This window comes from Krasilnikovia sp. MM14-A1259, from assembly GCF_047159535.1.
Lineage (GTDB): Bacteria > Actinomycetota > Actinomycetes > Mycobacteriales > Micromonosporaceae > Actinoplanes.
The window spans coordinates 5,424,882-5,441,193 of record NZ_BAAGAJ010000002.1 but is presented as its reverse complement, the minus strand read 5'-3'; the positions used below and the strand labels follow the sequence as shown (position 1 = coordinate 5,441,193).

13 protein-coding genes are annotated in these 16,312 nt (G+C 70.5%); 7 read left to right on the top strand and 6 right to left on the bottom strand.

Annotated features, from left to right (window positions below):
* Positions 1-40: 40 nt before the first annotated feature.
* Entirely contained in the window at positions 41-388 is a 348-nt protein-coding gene (locus ACMCNK_RS24620; protein WP_412738739.1) for a histone-like nucleoid-structuring protein Lsr2, read from the bottom strand.
* A 347-nt stretch (positions 389-735) separates the two neighbouring features.
* Between ACMCNK_RS24620 and ACMCNK_RS24615 the strand changes: the two genes are divergently transcribed.
* The 3 genes from ACMCNK_RS24615 (at position 736) to ACMCNK_RS24605 (ending at position 4,542) form a co-directional block, all read left to right on the top strand.
* Positions 736-1,920 carry a cytochrome P450 family protein gene (locus ACMCNK_RS24615; RefSeq protein ID WP_412738738.1) on the top strand — a complete coding sequence of 395 codons (1,185 nt, stop codon included), beginning with the start codon at positions 736-738 and terminating at the stop codon, positions 1,918-1,920.
* Between the two features lie 110 nt (positions 1,921-2,030).
* A complete protein-coding gene (locus ACMCNK_RS24610) occupies positions 2,031-3,929 on the top strand; it encodes a substrate-binding domain-containing protein (RefSeq protein WP_412738737.1) in 1,899 nt (632 codons plus the stop codon).
* A 43-nt stretch (positions 3,930-3,972) separates the two neighbouring features.
* Entirely contained in the window at positions 3,973-4,542 is a 570-nt protein-coding gene (locus tag ACMCNK_RS24605; RefSeq protein WP_412738736.1) for a hypothetical protein, read from the top strand.
* A 43-nt stretch (positions 4,543-4,585) separates the two neighbouring features.
* On the opposite strand, the gene ACMCNK_RS24600 is transcribed toward ACMCNK_RS24605, so the two are convergent.
* Entirely contained in the window at positions 4,586-5,812 is a 1,227-nt protein-coding gene (locus tag ACMCNK_RS24600) for a globin domain-containing protein (RefSeq protein ID WP_412738735.1), read from the bottom strand.
* A 477-nt stretch (positions 5,813-6,289) separates the two neighbouring features.
* Positions 6,290-6,646 carry a hypothetical protein gene (locus ACMCNK_RS24595; protein WP_412738734.1) on the bottom strand — a complete coding sequence of 119 codons (357 nt, stop codon included), beginning with the start codon at positions 6,644-6,646 and terminating at the stop codon, positions 6,290-6,292.
* A gap of 588 nt (positions 6,647-7,234) precedes the next feature.
* Between ACMCNK_RS24595 and ACMCNK_RS24590 the strand changes: the two genes are divergently transcribed.
* Both ACMCNK_RS24590 and ACMCNK_RS24585 read left to right on the top strand, forming a co-directional pair.
* Complete coding sequence (locus ACMCNK_RS24590) at positions 7,235-9,220, top strand: RICIN domain-containing protein (protein WP_412738733.1); 1,986 nt, start codon at positions 7,235-7,237, stop codon at positions 9,218-9,220.
* 164 nt (positions 9,221-9,384) lie between these two features.
* Positions 9,385-10,053, top strand: coding sequence for a peptidoglycan-binding domain-containing protein (locus ACMCNK_RS24585; RefSeq protein WP_412738732.1), 669 nt, complete (start codon positions 9,385-9,387; stop codon positions 10,051-10,053).
* A gap of 36 nt (positions 10,054-10,089) precedes the next feature.
* Here the strand turns inward: ACMCNK_RS24585 and ACMCNK_RS24580 are convergent, their stop codons facing one another.
* Positions 10,090-11,802 (bottom strand): glycerol-3-phosphate dehydrogenase/oxidase, encoded by a 1,713-nt coding sequence (locus tag ACMCNK_RS24580; RefSeq protein WP_412738731.1) that lies wholly within the window; start codon positions 11,800-11,802, stop codon positions 10,090-10,092.
* 97 nt (positions 11,803-11,899) lie between these two features.
* Positions 11,900-13,417, bottom strand: a complete 1,518-nt coding sequence (glpK, locus tag ACMCNK_RS24575; protein WP_412738730.1) for a glycerol kinase GlpK — start codon at positions 13,415-13,417, stop codon at positions 11,900-11,902.
* Between the two features lie 143 nt (positions 13,418-13,560).
* Between glpK (ACMCNK_RS24575) and ACMCNK_RS24570 the strand changes: the two genes are divergently transcribed.
* Positions 13,561-14,325, top strand: a complete 765-nt coding sequence (locus ACMCNK_RS24570) for an IclR family transcriptional regulator (RefSeq protein ID WP_412738729.1) — start codon at positions 13,561-13,563, stop codon at positions 14,323-14,325.
* A gap of 19 nt (positions 14,326-14,344) precedes the next feature.
* On the top strand, positions 14,345-15,865 hold the full coding sequence (glpK, locus tag ACMCNK_RS24565) for a glycerol kinase GlpK (protein WP_412738728.1): 1,521 nt from the start codon (positions 14,345-14,347) through the stop codon (positions 15,863-15,865).
* Between the two features lie 7 nt (positions 15,866-15,872).
* Here glpK (ACMCNK_RS24565) and ACMCNK_RS24560 read toward each other — a convergent pair whose 3' ends face one another.
* Complete coding sequence (locus ACMCNK_RS24560; protein WP_412738727.1) at positions 15,873-16,232, bottom strand: helix-turn-helix domain-containing protein; 360 nt, start codon at positions 16,230-16,232, stop codon at positions 15,873-15,875.
* Positions 16,233-16,312 lie beyond the last annotated feature (80 nt).

Sequence of the window (16,312 nt, the reverse complement as noted above, 5' to 3'; positions counted from 1 at the left end):
GGCCGAGGTCCCGCCATTCGCTCTGCTGGCATGGCCAGTCTCACCGGCGGCTGTTGAACGCCTCCACCACCGAGGTCGGGATACGACCGCGGTCCGACACGTCATGGCCGTTCTTGGCGGCCCACTCCCGGATCGCCTGGTTCTGCTCGCGGCTGGAACGGCTCACCGAAACCGCGGCGCGACGGCCGCGACCACGGCTGTCGACCTGGCCACGGCCGACCCGGGTGCCCGCCGCGATATACGGCTCAAGTGCCTTACGCAGCTTCCCCGTGTTCCGGTCCGACAAATCGATGGTGTAGTTCACGCCGTCGAGCGCGAACTCCACCGTACGGTCCGCCTCGCCGCCGTCAAGGTCATCGGTCAAAACGGTAACAATCTGCTTAGCCATGCTCTTATCACTCCACCGACAGGCGTTACATGCTGAGGAAGGAAACCCTTTTGCAGCACCTTAGCGGTAACCGTCCTGCAGTGGTCCGGCAGACCCCCGATGATTGTCCGATTCCTATTTCCTGTTGATTGGCGCCACGGGTCCGGATCTTGCACGAAATCCCCGCTGGTTCCGGCGCGCAGGCACGCCGCGGCAGGCCCCGTCGCGGCCCGAACGGATTCGACCGGGGACCCGGGTAGCGGGACAGGCACCCGGTGTGATTCCATATGCGGGAGGCCGGGCATCTTCCCCCGTGGATGCCCGGCCTTTCATGTCATCGCACCGGTCACGAGAGGGCGTGTGTCGGGATGAGCGCGGCGACGCTCCCGATCTCCGAGGACTTCTTCGGTAATCCGTACCCGGTGTATGAGCAGCTCAGACAGCACGCGCCAGTCTCCCGCGTGGAGCTTCCGGACGGCGCCCCGGCATGGCTCGTGACGCGGTATGCGGATGTCCGCGCAGCCCTCGCCGACCCTCGCCTGTCGCTGGACAAGCGCAGCGGCAACGGCACCTGGAAAGGGTTCTCGCTGCCGCCCGCGCTGGACGCCAACCTGGGCAACATGGATCCGCCCGACCACACACGGATCCGTCGGCTGGTGTCCCAGGCGTTCACTCCACGCCGCGTGGAGAGTCTGCGACCCCGCATCCAGCAGACCGCGGACGCGCTGCTCGACGAGGTCGCGGCGCAAGGCCACGCCGACCTCGTGCGGGACTACGCCGGCCCGCTGCCCGTGGTGGTCATCTGCGACCTGCTCGGCGCGCCCGCGGCGGATCGGCAGGAGTTCCGGTCCTGGACCGACACGATGTTCACGCCGCCCGCTGACGACCGCGCCGCCGCGGGGCGTGCGGTCGGCGCGATCCACGCGTACCTGCAGCGACTGATCGCGGACAAGCGCGACCACCCGTGTGACGACCTGCTGTCCGCGCTGATCGCCGCGCGCGACGACGGCGACCGGCTGACCGAGGACGAGCTGACCTCGCTCGCGTTCCTGCTGCTGCTCGGTGGCTATGAGAACACCGTGCACGCCATCGGCACCGGCGTGCTGACCCTGCTGCGTCACCCCGAGCTGCTGGCGACGGTCCGTGCCGACCCGGCGCAGCTCGCGCCCACGATCGAGGAACTGCTGCGGTTCGAGCCGCCGTCCCCCGTGGTGATGCGCCGGTTCCCGGTGGAAGACATGACGATCGGCGGAGTGCCCGTGCCGCGCGGCGAGACCGTGCTGCTGGTCGTGGGCGCGGCCAACCGGGATCCGGCCGAGTTCCCCGCTCCCGACGAGGTGGACCCGCGGCGCTCCGGCAGCCACCTGACGTTCGGGCACGGCATCCACTACTGCCTCGCCGCGTCACTGGCCCGGGCGGAGCTGGAGATCGCCATCGGCACCGTGGTGCGCCGGTTCCCGGCGCTGCGGCTCGCCGTGCCCGCCGACGAGCTGCGCTGGCGGCCGTCGTTCCGTACTCGAGGGCTGGTCACGCTCCCGATCCTGCTCGCCTGAGGACACCCGCCCCGCAGTGCCCCGGCTTTGCCGCGGCTCACATGGACGCTGTGGTCCGGTTCCGCCGTGGATGGGGTCTGCTAGGTTCCGGCTGCGCCGCGGTTGCCGTCGTGGATGCGGGACACCACGACCTGTCGGGACCGTTCGCGCCCGGATTCTGGACGAAGGCGGGGATCAGCAGGATGGCGACCGTGATCGCGGCCTGGCCCGATGACGACAGCAGACTGTTCGTCGTCGCGCTGTGGTTCTCCGTGGGCGGCACCGTTCCGATCCTGCTCCTGCTGGCGTTGCTGGCGTTCCGGTCCGTCCGGCGGCGGCGGGCCACGCGCGGCCGCGTCACCACCGTCCACGACGATCCGCCCCGCGTGCGCAGGCCGGTACCGCGCAGTGTCCTTCTGCGACGGCGGATCTTCGTGGGCGCCGTCGCCGTCCTGCTCGTGGCGACCGCGGGCGGCCTGGCGACGTGGCTACGCGACGACACCGCGCCGGCCCCGGCCAGGGCCGCCGTACCGGTGGCGCTGCCCTGCCCGGACGCCCGCCTCCGGGTGGCCGCCGCTCCCGAGATAGCCCCCGTGGTCCAGGCCGCCGCGCGATCCCTCAACCCGGGCGGCGCGGACTGCGGCCCCATCACCGTGTCCGCGGAAACACCCGCGGCAACCCAGTCCGCAGCGCACAAGCCGGATGTGTGGATCCCGTCGAGCAGTGCCTGGCTGCGCATCGCCGCCGCGGACGGCCTCACCTACACCGCCGACGGTGCGCCGCTCGCCCATTCCCCGATCGTTCTGGCCGCGACCGCCGCGACCGCCCGGCGATTCACCGTACGGGGACACGCGACCTGGGCGGCCCTGACCGACGGGGTCTCCCGGCACCGCATCGCGCGAGTCTCCATGCCGGACCCGTTGCGCGACACCACCGGCCTCCTCTCCGTGTACGCGGTGCACCAGGCGATGTCCCGGACCACGAAGGACCCGGGCATCGCTCAGCTCCGCGCGCTCACCCTGCGCAGCCGGCTCGCCGACGCCGCCGCCGACCCGGCCGCACTGCTGCGCCTGGCGGCCACCGGCGACGTCCCCGACATCGGGGTGGTACCGGCGACGGAACAGCAGCTCGCCGCGTACCAGCGGGGCGCCCACGGGGCACCGCTCACCGGTACGGTTCCGGCCGATGGGCTGGTCGAGGCGGACTACCCGTACGCGATCTCGGCGGCCACCACCCACCGCGACCTGGCCGGGCAGCTCAAGGCCGCGATCCGGCCCGCCGCAGTCGCCGCGGCCGGGTTTCGCGTCGCCGCGACCCCGAACGCGCTGCCGCTGCCGGAACAGGCCGACCGGCTGCTGGGCCCGGCCCTGCAGTGGGCGCAGTACACGGCGCTGCAATCCCAGGTGCTCGTGATGCTCGACGCCTCCGGATCGATGAACCAGAAGATCACCGACAAGGCCGGCAAGTCCACGACCAAGGCCGCGCTGCTGCGCGATACCGGCGCCAGCGCCAGCCAGTTGTTCAGTGACGACACCACGATCGGGCTGTGGCTGTTCGGCACCCCGGCGGTGACCAGCCCGGCGCATCAGGAGATCGTCCCGATCGGACCCGTCACCGCGAAGGTCGACGGTAAGTCGAGACGCGACATGCTCGGCGCGGGCATCTCCGGTTACCGTCCCGCCCCCAACGCCGGCACCCCGCTGTATCAGGCCGTCCTGGACGGTCAGGCGGCGATGCGGGCACAGGCCCGGCCCGGCGCGGTCAGTGTGGTCGTCGTGCTCACCGACGGCAAGGACCAGCAATCACGGTACGCGATGACCCAGCCCGACTTCCTGGCGCGACTGACCGCTGCCAGCGATCCGGGCCGGCCCGTACCGATCATCGCGGTGGGCTACGGCGCGGACGCCGACATGGCCGCCCTGACCGCGATGGCCAAGGCCACCGGCGGTACGGCCGTGGCCGCCACCGACCCGGCCGACGTGGCCGCGGCCATGGCCCAGGCGTTCCTCGCCGCGCACGCCCCGAGCTGAACGGCTCGCGTCCGCCCGCCGGCGCGTGTGGGACAGTGACCCGGTGCTGGTGTTTCTGGTGACCGGGGCGACCGGCGCCGGCAAGTCGACGCTCGTCCACACACTCCGCGACCGGGGTCACCGGGCGATCAGCCTCGACGCCGACCCACGGTTGTGCGCGTGGACCGACGCCGCCGGGCACCGTGTCGAAAGTCCCGCCGAGCCGGACGCGGCCTGGCTCTCCGCGCATCGATGGTCCTGGGATCCGTCCCGGCTGGACGAGATCATCGCCGCCGGTACCGGCCGGCTGATGTGGTTGTGCGGGTACGCGGCCAACGCCGCCGAGCTGGCCGGCCGCTTCGACGCCGTGTTCATCCTCGACATCGGCGTGGAGACCATGCGGCACCGGCTGCGCCACCGGGCCGGCGGCAACGACTTCGGCCGTACCGAGGCGACGCTCGGCGCCGCCGAAATCTACTTTCGCGAGTTCACCGCCGCGTGGCGCGACCGCGACGCGGTGACCGTCGACGCGGCCGGCAACCCTCAGGAAGTCACCGACCGCGTCCTGGCCGCCGCGGCCCGCATCGCCCCGGACGTCGTGACCGGCAGCGGCGGAGAGCCTCTGCCTCGGTGAGCCGCCCCGCCTGAAACCCGCAGGATGACAGGACCGCGGGCTCTCAGCAGGTGAGCATCTCCGGGCCGAACACCTCGTAGGCGATCCGGTCACCCGGCACGCCGCGGCGCAACAGTCCGGCACGAACCTGATTCATGAACGGCAGCGGACCGCAGAGGTGCACGTCGGCGCCCTCGGGCACCGGGATGCGGTCGGGATCGACCCGCCCCGAGTTGACCCGGGCCCGGATGCCCGCCGCGACCCCCGGCACCGCCCGGTCGGCTGCGCCCTGCTCGAACCACAGATCCATGCGCAGCCGGGGCAGGGCGGCGCTGAGGGCGGGCAGGTGGCGGCGCAGAGGGTGGGTCGACCCGGTGCGGTCTGCGTGGACGAGAACCACGTCCCGGCCGGGGTCGCGGCGGGCAAGATCATGCAGGGCGGACATCGCCGGGGTGACCCCGATACCCGCACTGATCAGCAGCAGCGGCCCGTCGCCGCCCACACTGCTGACGTCCCCGAACGGCGGGCTCAGTTGCAGCCGGTCGCCCACCGCGACGCGCTCGTGCAGGAACGTGGAGACCACACCGTCCGGAGCGCCGTCGATGCCGAGGACCCGCTTCACGGTGATCTGCCACGTCGGGAGCCCGGGCGCGCCGGACAGGCTGTACTGACGGATCTGGCGCCCCGCGCCGTCACCGAGCTCCACCGCGACCGAGACGTACTGTCCCGGCACGAACGGGCCCGCCTCCGCGCCGTCGACCGGCGCGAACGTCAACGACACCACGTCGTCGGTCTCGGCGGCCCGGTCGACGACCTGCCACGTCCGCCAGACTTCGGCCGGATCGGCCACGCCCGCGGCGTGGTAAAGCCGCGCCTCCCGGGCGACGAGCTCGCACGCGAACAGCCAGTACACCTCGTCCCACGCTTGAGCCACCTCCGGAGTGACAGCGTCACCGAGCACCTCGCCGACCGCGGCCATCAGGTGCCGGCCGACGATCGGGTACTGCGCGGGCGCGATGCCCAGCGAGGCGTGCTTGTGCGCGATCCGCTCGGCGATCGGGCCCCACGGGACCGGGTCGTCGCCGAGCAGATGTCCCGCGTACCCGACGACGGCCGCGGCCAGCGCCTGACGCTGCCGTCCGGTCGCCTGATTGCCCCGGTTGAACAGGTCGAGCAGGTCCGGGTGGGCCGCGAACATCCGCGAGTAGAAGGCGCCGGTGATCTGCTCGCCGTGTGCGCGCACGGCGGGCAGAGTGGCGCGGACGACGGCGGCGGACGTGGACGTGAGCACAACACTCCTTGCGGTCGAGGGCGGCCGTTCCGGGCATCCGGGGTCCTCGATGGGAACGGCCTGACACCGACCGTAGGATCGCGAAACCTCGTGATCGAGGGACCAAAGTCCTGAGTCGACACCGACCGGCCTGTGATCCGGAACGCTGTGCCGCGTGACGCCGTTGCGGGATGCCGGGCATACAAGCGGGCGGTCGGCGCAGTCCACAGACATACGCCGCCGCCCGACTCACGAGACCCCGCCAGGAATGCTAAACCTCAGGCGCCGCACACCATTGCCGCTCGATGGAGATTCGACCGCGGTCCGCCATGAGGTTCTCGAAGAACTGGCGTCCTTCTTCGAGTCTCCAGCCGGTGCGCATTTCGTAATCTACCTCCGAGAAGAAGAACAGAGTTTCGAGGACACTTCTTGAGAAACTCGACGTCCTCCACGGACAGCGTGCTCTCCAGCGGCATTTCCCGTGCCATCTGCAGGAAGTCATGCACTTGGCGAGGCCCCAACGCATCTTTTGGCCGGGTCGTTGGTGGCGAGCACGGCCTTGGCCGCGGCGCGCACCTCGGGGTCCTCGTCGTAGTCGGCCAGATCCTGCGCCAGCATCCGGTCCAGGCCGGCGTCGTCCGCGGGCGGGGCGGCCGACGTGCTGTCCTGCGGCTGTGCCGCGAGCTCAGCCAGCAGCTCGGTGACGGTCTGCGGGCGGGCGGCCTGCGGTGGGGCCGGCGCCGTATGCACGGGCGCGGCGACCGCCGCTTGCGGAGCCAGGATCAGCGCCGCCGCGAACGCGGTCGCGGCGGTCAGGAAACGACGCCGCACCGGCGTCAGACGAGCCACAGACACAGTGCTTGGTCCCCCGTTGTTCCGAATCCGTCACTTGCCCCGCGCTGTGCGGTCACCCACGCGACGCCGTGTCGCTCGACCACCGTCTGGATGACGACGGACCACGGCCGGTGGACAGTATTAACACCAACCCGCCAGCAGGCTCGCCCGCCTGATACCGCAAAGTGCTGCTTTCGCCTGGTTCGACATTCAAGAATTTATAGGTACGGGTACGAAAGATCACACGTCGCGCTTCCGCAGGCCGACAGGCACAGGTTGTCCACAGTCCACGGTGATGTGCCGTCAACCACATTCGATGGGTGAATCCACGCGCCCAAGCACCCGGAAGCGCCTGGCAATTCGGCCGATACCGCATCACCCGACGACGAATGTCGTGGTCACCGTACCGGCAAACCGCGGCCCACCGGCTGCGCCGATGATCTAGATTCCCACTCGCTTCATCGCAGCCGATCCATAGCGGCAGACGCCGATGAAGCTCCGTTATCCGACGACCGGCGCGACACGCGTCGGCTGCCGGACACCGAGCCCCTCAACCCGCGTCGGCAGCGGTCGTTGCGGCTCGGGCCGGCCGCACGATGAGGATGCTTGGTGTCACAACGCAAACGCAACAACCTGATAACCGCGCGTACCGGCACGCTGCTGATCGCCGGGCTCACCGCCACGGCGATGGCGATCGTCCCGGCCACGGCCGGGCTGGCTGCACGTTCGACAGTCCGCGCTGCGGGTACGGCACTGAGCGTGGTGGCCGTTTCGACGAACAAGGCCACTGACGAGGACAAGGTCAAGGCCGCCGGCGTGCTGGGGATCAACCCCGGCATGGACATGCTCGTCCTCAACGACCAGCAGTTCGTCCTCGAACTCTGGCGCCGTGCCAAGGAGGACACGTACGTCAAGGCTGAGGCGTTGCGCGCGTACGACACCAACGACGCCGACGCGGCGTACAAGTACATCACCGCGGGGATCTTCGCCGCGGCCGACGACGATGCGCGCGTCGAGATCGCTGCTGAGCAGGCCAAGGCGCTGCGCCGTTCGGTCGCGGTCACAGTCAACCTGGACCCGAAGGTCGCCGCCGCGCTGGTCGAGAGGAACGACCGCGACTTCATCATCGGCGTCTTCCAGCACGCCACCGCCGGCACCCACCTGTACGCCGCCGCCAAGGACGCGTTCCGCGACGGCAGCACCCAGCAGGACTGGACCCAGTTCCTGACCACCGGTGCGAAGGCAGCCGTGGCGCAGGACCTGGCGGACGAGATCGCCAAGGCCGACGCCGAGCAGGCCGCGAAACTGCGCGCCGAGCAGCTCTCCACCGCCAAGCGGTCCCTGCTGCAGCTCCTGCTTCTGCCGGTCACCGACGAACTGGTCAACGCCCCCAACCGGCAGTTCGTGCTGCACATCCTCCACGAGGCCAAGGGCGGCGAGGTGCAGCTTGCCGCGCAGGCAGCGGTCAACGCCCCCGACGCCGAGCTGGACAAGGCTCTGACCGACTTCATCTTCACCGGCGGCGCGGCCGCCAACACCCGCGACGAGAACGCCGCCGCCGCGAAGGAACTCGCCGACCTGCGTGCCCGTGTCACCGCGATCCGCGACGTCGCACGCCGCGACGGTCAGCAGGCGAACCTGCTCAACGCTGCGGACAAGGCCCTCAGCGACGGCAGCGCCGTTGTCCTGCGAGCCTTCCTGCTCAAGGGCCAGGACGAGGCGCGCGCCCTCGACAAGAACTTCAGCGAGCACAGCGTCAACATCATGATCGCGGAGAGCAGCAAGATGTGCCTCGCGATGGCGGGCAGTTCCACCGCCCCCGGCGCTCACGCGGTCCAGTGGGCGTGCAGTGGCGCCGCCGACCAGGACTGGCGGATCAACGCCCGCAGCGGCGGCCGGTACGAGATCAAGAACGACCACAGTGACATGTGCCTGGCCATCGCGGGCGGCAGCAAGGACAACGGCGCCCACCTCGTGCAGTGGCACTGCAACAATGGCAACGAGGACCAGTACTGGCAGCTCAGCAAGGACGCGAACGGCTACACCGAGCTGCACAACATGCTCAGCGACAAGTGCCTGGCCATCGAGGGCAACAGCACCAGCAACGGGGCGCACATCCTGCAGTGGCCCTGCAAGGACGGCAATCTCGACCAGAACTGGCAGATCAAGCCCCGTACGGTCGGCCAGCAGGTCCGCAACGAGTTCAGCGGCCTGTGCCTGAGCAACGGCGGCACCAAGGACCGCGGCGCGCACGCGATCCAGACCGCCTGCAACGGCGCCAACGACGCCGAATGGCACCTCATCAAGGGCGCCAACGGCCACACCCAGATCCGCAATGACCGCAGCTCCATGTGCCTCGCCATCGACGGCGGTTCGATGAACAACGGCGCCCACGCGCTGCAGTGGGACTGCAGCGGCGCCGCCGACCACGACTGGGACCTCACCACCGACGGCAACGGCGTCACGCACATCCGCAACGCCAAGAGCGGCCAGTGCCTGGCCATCGCCGGTGGCACCAAGGCCGACGGCGCGCACCTGCTGCAGTGGCCCTGCAGCAGCAACGCGGACCAGAACTGGCGGCTGACCGAGAACTGACACCCGGCACGACGCCCCGGACCCGGAAGGTCCGGGGCGTCGTGCGTCTTTCGCCGTGAGCACCCCGCGGGGAGGACGGTCGTGCCCTCGGGGCGGCCCTTTCGGGCGGGAGGGGTCGTGCCCGCCGGTTGCACCCTGGGCACACCACTATCACGGAGGTGCGCATGTCGGGCCAGGTCTACCTGAGGCAGGGCAACTCGGGGCAACACGTGCAGCAGGTGCAGCACCGACTTCAGGAGCTGGGCTTCAACCCCGGCGGCACGGACGGCCTGTACGGCGCCAAGACGGTCGAGGCCGTGCAGGCGTTCCAGGCGACGTACCAGATCCACATCAGCGGGCACGTCGACGAGGCAACGTGGGGGATGCTGTTCTCCTCCCACGAGGGCCACAACATCGCCGCGGACGACCCGTCCGACGTACCGACCGCGGACCGGTTCGTGGAGCTGTGCCTGCACCAGGTCAACGACCGGTACGTACTCGGCACGCAGGCGGACCACAACAACCCGGACGAGGACGAGTTCGACTGCGCGGAACTGATCTCCTGGGCCTGCGCCCGGCTCGGCGTCGAGTTCCCCAGCTACTCGGTGTCGCAGATCGACGCGTCGCACCACGCCGGGCTGGGCCTGTCCGTGTCGGACGCGGCGCACGTCCGCGGGGCGCTGCTGTTCCGCCGCGCCGGCCACAACGGGTCGCAGTACAACCACGTCGCGATCTCGCTGGGCACCGGTGAGGAGACCATCGAGGCAATGGACCGCAGGCACGGGGTCGCGGTCGGCCACATCGGCCACCGGTTCACCGACGGCGGCTACATCCCCGGCATCCGCTACCACTGAGCGACCGGGCCGGGAATCTCCCGGCCCGGTCCGGGATCAACGGGTGACGAGAAGGTCGGGAGCACCGAGCCGGGCGAGTTCCGCGGTGGCGTCGTCGGGCTGCTCCTGCGCGGCGCGCTCGGCCTCGACCCGCTGCAGGTAGTGGGTGACCTCCCGCTCGTGCTGCTCGGGGGTCCAGCCCAGCACCTCGGCCATGATCGCGGCGGCCGCCCGCGCCGCGGTCGTGCCGCGGTCGAAGGTCTCGATGGAGATCCGGGTACGCCGGGTCAGCACGTCCTCCAGGTGCCGGGCGTCCTCGTGCAGTGCCGCGTACGCGACCTCCGCGCGCAGGTACGCGTCGGCGCCCTCCAGCGGCTGTCCCAGGCTCGGGTCCTGGCGTACCAGGGCGAGCACCTCGTCGGCGAGCGTGCCGTAGCGGCGCAGCAGGTGCTCCACGCGGGACACGTGCAGTCCGACCTCGGCGGCCAGCGCGTTGCGCTGGTTGCGCATCGCCACGTGCCCGTCCGCGCCGACCAGCGGAACCTGGTCGGTGCAGCAGCGCGGCACGACCCGGTTCAGGCCGCGCACGGCGGCGTCGACCGCGTCGGCCGCCATCACCCGGTACGTGGTGAACTTGCCGCCCGCCACGACGACCAGCCCGGGCACCGGGGTGGCGACGGTGTGTTCGCGGGACAGTTTGGCGGTCAGTTCCGACTCGCCGGACAGCAGCGGGCGCAGCCCGGCGTACACGCCCTGCACGTCGTCCCGGGTCAGCGGCGTGACCAGCACCTTGTTGACCTCGCTGAGGAGGTAGTCGACGTCGCGGCTGGACGCGGCCGGGTGGTCCTTGTCGAGGTCCCAGTCGGTGTCCGTGGTGCCGATGATCCAGTGCTGGTCCCACGGGATGACGAACAGCACGCTGGTCGCGGTGCGCAGGATCAACCCGGTCGTGGACTGGACGCGGTCGCGCGGCACGACGAGGTGGATGCCCTTGGAGGCCCGTACGTTGAACGGCTTGCGCTCGCCGACGAGGTCCTGCACGTCGTCGGTCCACACCCCGGTGGCGTTGATGACCTGCTTGGCGCGGATCTCGACGATCCGGTCGCTTTCCAGGTCGTGCGCCTGCACGCCGGTGATCCGCGCGCCGTCGCGCAGGAAGCCGACGACCCGGACGCGGGACGCGGCGTGTGCGCCGTACGCGGCCGCGGTGCGCACGAGGAACATCGTGAAGCGGGCGTCGTCCATCTGCGCGTCGTAGTACTGGATGCCGCCGACCAGCGACTCGGGGCGCAGCGACGGACATTCGCGCAGCGCGGCGCGGCGGCTCAAGTGCCGGTGCCGGGGCAGGCCGCGGGCGTGGCCGCTGGAGACGCCCATGGTGTCGTAGAGCAGCACGCCGGCGCCCGCGTACAGGCGTTCCCAGCCGCGGTGTTCGAGGGGGTAGAGGAACGACACCGGGCGGACCAGGTGGGGGGCGAGCTTCTGCACCAGCAGGCCGCGTTCCCGCAACGCTTCCCGGACCAGGCCGAAGTCGAGCATCTCCAGGTAACGCAGTCCACCGTGGATGAGCTTGCTGGAGCGGCTGGACGTGCCGCTGGCCCAGTCGCGGGCCTCCAGCACCCCGACGGAGAGCCCGCGGGTGGCGGCGTCCAGGGCCGCGCCGGCCCCGACGACCCCGCCGCCGACGACGAGCACGTCGAGTTCGTCACCGCTGGTCATCGCGGTCATCGCCGCGGCGCGGCGCTCCGGTGACAAGGTTCCGGTACGCATATCGGGTGTTGTCCTTTCGTGGTCTTCGGACTCGTGGTCTTCGGACGCGACGGTCCGCGCGAAGGCTCGTTCCTGGTGGGTGGCCGGGCGGGCCCGGTCAGTCGACGTCGACCCAGTCGAGCGTGCGGCGCACGGCCTTCTGCCAGCCCGCGTAGCCCTTCTCCCGTTGCTCGTCGGTCCACTCGGGCTGCCAGCACCTGTCCTCGTTCCAGTTCTGGGCGAGTTCGCCGGTGTCGCGCCAGAAACCGACCGCGAGGCCCGCGGCGTACGCGGCCCCGAGTGCGGTGGTTTCCGCAACGACCGGCTTGGAGACGGTGACGCCGAGGATGTCGGCCTGAAGTTGCATGCACAGTTCGTTGGCGGTGATGCCGCCGTCGACGCGCAGCACGTCGAGGGTCACTCCGGAGTCGCGGGCCATCGCGTCGATGACGTCGCGGGTCTGGTAGCAGATCGATTCGAGGGTCGCGCGGGCCAGGTGGGCGTTGGTGTTGTAGCGGGACAGCCCGACGATGGCGCCGCGCGCATCCGAACGCCAGTACGGCGCGAACAGCCCGGAGAACGCGGGCACGAAATACACCCCGCCGCTGTCGGCGACCTGGCGGGCCAGCGCCTCGCTCTCCGAGGCACCGCTGATGATGCCGAGCTGGTCGCGCAGCCACTGCACGGCGGAGCCGGTGACCGCGATGGAGCCTTCCAGCGCGTACACGGGCCGGTCGTCGCCGAACTGGTAGCAGACCGTGGTGAGCAGGCCGCTGCGGGAGCGGACGACCTCGTTGCCGGTGTTGAGCAGCATGAAGTTGCCCGTACCGTAGGTGTTCTTCACCTGGCCGACCCCGAAGCAGACCTGCCCGACCGTGGCGGCCTGCTGGTCGCCGAGGTCGCCGGTGAGCGCGACCTCGCCGCCGAACGGCCCGGCGGCGAGCGTGTGGCCGTAGCCCTTCGGGTCGGAGGAGGGGCGGATCTCGGGCAGCATGGCCCGGGGGATGTCGAAGAACGACAGCAGCTCGTCGTCCCAGTCGAGGGTTTCCAGGTCCATGAGCATGGTCCGGCTGGCGTTGGTGACGTCCGTGACGTGCACGCCGCCGTCGGTGCCGCCCGTGAGGTTCCACAGCAGCCAGGCGTCGGTGTTGCCGAAGACGGCGTCGCCGTCTTCGGCGGCGGCGCGGACCCCGTCGACGTTGTCGAGGATCCACTGGATCTTCCCGGCGGAGAAGTAGGTGGCCGGGGGCAGGCCCGCCTTGCGCCGGATCACCTCTCCGCGGCCGTCGCGGTCGAGCGCGGCGGCGATGCGGTCGGTACGGGTGTCCTGCCACACGATCGCGTTGTAATACGGCATTCCGGTGCGGCGGTTCCAGACCACGGTGGTCTCGCGCTGGTTGGTGACGCCGAGCGCCGCGAGGTCGGTGGCCTGCAGGCCCCGGGCGTGCATCGCGGTACGGATGACCGAGCAGGTGCGTTCCCAGATCTCCAGCGGGTTGTGCTCGACCCAGCCGGCGCGGGGCAGGATCTGCTCGTGTTCGAGCTGGTGACGGCCCACCTCACGACCACCGTGGTCGAAGATCATGAAGCGGGTGCTCGTCGTGCCCTGATCCACGGCACCGACGAAGTCAGCCATGCGGGTTTCTCCTCGCGTCCGATCCGGTGCGCCACCGGTGTTCCGGATTCCGACGCTAGGAACGGCGAAAACGACGGTCAATGAAGGCGGTTCGACAATGTCGAACGTTGTCCCGTGATCACGAACTCGGTTAGCATCGCGAGATGCCCGGAAATGTCCAGTCCATCGAGCGTGCGGCCGCGATCCTGCGCCTGCTCGCGGGCGGGCAGGGAAGCCTCGGTGTGGTCGAGATCGCACGCTCGCTCGGCCTGCCCAAAGGCACCGCCCACGGCATCCTGCGCACGCTGCAGCACGTCCGCTTCGTCGAGCAGGACAAGACCTCCGGCAAGTACCACCTCGGCGCGGCCCTGCTGCACCTGGGCACCAGCTACCTGGACGCCAACGAGCTGCGCTCGCGCGCCATCAACTGGGCCGACCCGCTCGCGGCCCGCAGCGGCGAGGCGGTCCGCGTCGGCGCGCTGCTCGACGGCGAGGTGCTGGTCGTGCACCACGTGTTCCGCCCGGACGACACCCTGCAGACCCTCGACATGGGTACGCTGCTGCCCCCGCACGCGTGCGCGCTCGGCAAGGTGCTGCTCGCGTTCGACGCCGCCGCCGAGGCCCAGCTACCGGCGAGCCTGGAGCCGTACACCCACCGGACCATCGTCGACCGCCGGGCATTCACCCGCGCGCTCGCCGAGCTGCGCGAGACCGGCTGGGGCGTCGACGTCGAGGAGATGACGGTCGGGCAGGCCGGGGTCGCCGCCCCGATCCGCGGCCACGGCGGCCTGGTCGTCGGTGCGATCGGAATCACAGGGACGGTCGAGCGCATCTGCGATACCAAGGGACGGCCGAATCCCAAACTGGTGACGTACGTGTGTGACGCCGCGCGCGCGGTCTCCCGGGACCTGGGCGGAGCACGATGGTGAGCACCGGACAGGAGCGACTGTGAGCGAGCGCTACGTGCTCTCGATCGACCAGGGCACCACGTCCACCCGGTGCATCGTCTTCGACCAGCGCGGCCACCTGGTCTCGGTGGTTCAGCGCGAGCACCGCCAGTTCTTCCCCAAGCCCGGCTGGGTCGAGCACGACGCCATGGAGATCTGGCAGCACGTGCAGCGCCTCGTCCCCGGCGCGCTGCGCCAGGCCGGGATCGCCGCGGAGCAGGTCGCGGCGATGGGCATCACGAACCAGCGCGAGACCATCGTGCTGTGGGACCGCCACACCGGCGTCCCGATCGGCCGGGCGATCGTGTGGCAGGACACCCGTACCGCCGCGCTGGTCGAGGAGCTGGGCCGCGCGCCGGGCGCCGATCGCGTACGGCAGCGCTGCGGTCTGCCGTTCGCCACGTACTTCTCCGGCCCGCGCGTGCACTGGCTGCTGGAACACACCCCCGGCCTGCGCGATCGCGCGGAGCGCGGCGAGGTGCTGCTCGGCACCATGGAGAGCTGGCTGATCTGGAACCTCACCGGCGGCACGGACGGCGGCCTCCACGTCACGGACGTCACCAACGCCAGCCGCACGATGCTGATGGACATCCGGTCCCAGCAGTGGGACACCGACGCGCTGTCGTTCTTCGGCGTGCCCGCCTCGATGCTGCCGGAGATCCGCTCGTCGGTACAGGTGTTCGGGCTGGCGCGGGCGGTGCTGCCGGGCGTACCGATCGCGGCCGCGCTCGGCGACCAGCAGGCCGCGCTGTTCGGGCAGACCTGCTTCGCGCCCGGCGACGCGAAATGCACGTACGGAACCGGCGGCTTCCTGCTGCTCAACACCGGCACCCACCTGGTCGAGTCCACACACGGTCTACTGAGTACGGTCGCATACCGGATCGGCGACCAGCCCGCGGTGTACGCGCTGGAGGGCCCGATCGCGGTGACCGGGTCGCTGGTGCAGTGGGTCCGCGACGGCCTCGGACTGATCGGCAGCGCGCCGGAGATCGAGACGCTGGCGCGGACCGTGGACGACAACGGCGGCTGCTACATCGTGCCCGCGTTCTCCGGGCTCTTCGCGCCGCACTGGCGCAGCGAGGCACGGGGGGTCATCGTGGGGCTGACCTCGTACATCACGAAGGGGCATCTGGCCCGGGCGGTGCTGGAGGCCACCGGCTGGCAGACCCGCGAGGTGGTCGACGCGATGAACGCCGACTCGGGCCTCGCCCTGCACAGCCTCAAGGTGGACGGCGGCATGACGTCGGACAACCTGCTGATGCAGTTCATCGCGGACGTGCTGGACGTGCCGGTCGACCGGCCCATGGTGGCCGAGACGGTGTCATTGGGCGCGGCGTACGCGGCCGGGCTCGCGGTCGGGTACTGGCCGGATCTCGACGCGCTGGCCGATCACTGGCACCGGGCCGCCCAGTGGCTGCCGCGGATGGATCCGGCGCGCCGGGCCGAGGAGTACGACAACTGGCAGCGGGCGGTCGAGCGGACGTTCGACTGGCAGAAGCCGCGCCCGTCCCCCGCTCGGTGACGTGCTTTCAGTTCGACCGGCCGGTACTGAGCATGGACTGCACGAGGGCGAGGACGTGGCGCCGGTCGTCCGCGTCGAGCTGAGTCAGCGCCGCGACGAGCAGTTTGAGTTCGGGGTCGATCGCGGACTCCTGCCAGGCGGCGAGGCCGGCCGCGGACGCCGCGGCCTCGCGTACGACACTGACCGGGATGGTCAGGCCCTCGGCCAGCCCTTCCAGAGTCGTGCTGTGCGGCGGGCGGCGCAGTTGCTCGGCCGTGGCGAGGTGGTGGACCGTCGAGCGGGGAATCCCGCCGCGACGCGCCACGTCGGCGTACGACCAGCCCCGCTCCGTCATCCGGTCACGGATGAGCTGTTGTAGAGGGTTCATCGGCACCCGCTGTCGTGATCATCTCGGCAGGGTTTCACATTTTACCCAGGCAAATATCAAATGTATCGAAAGCTGTCTAA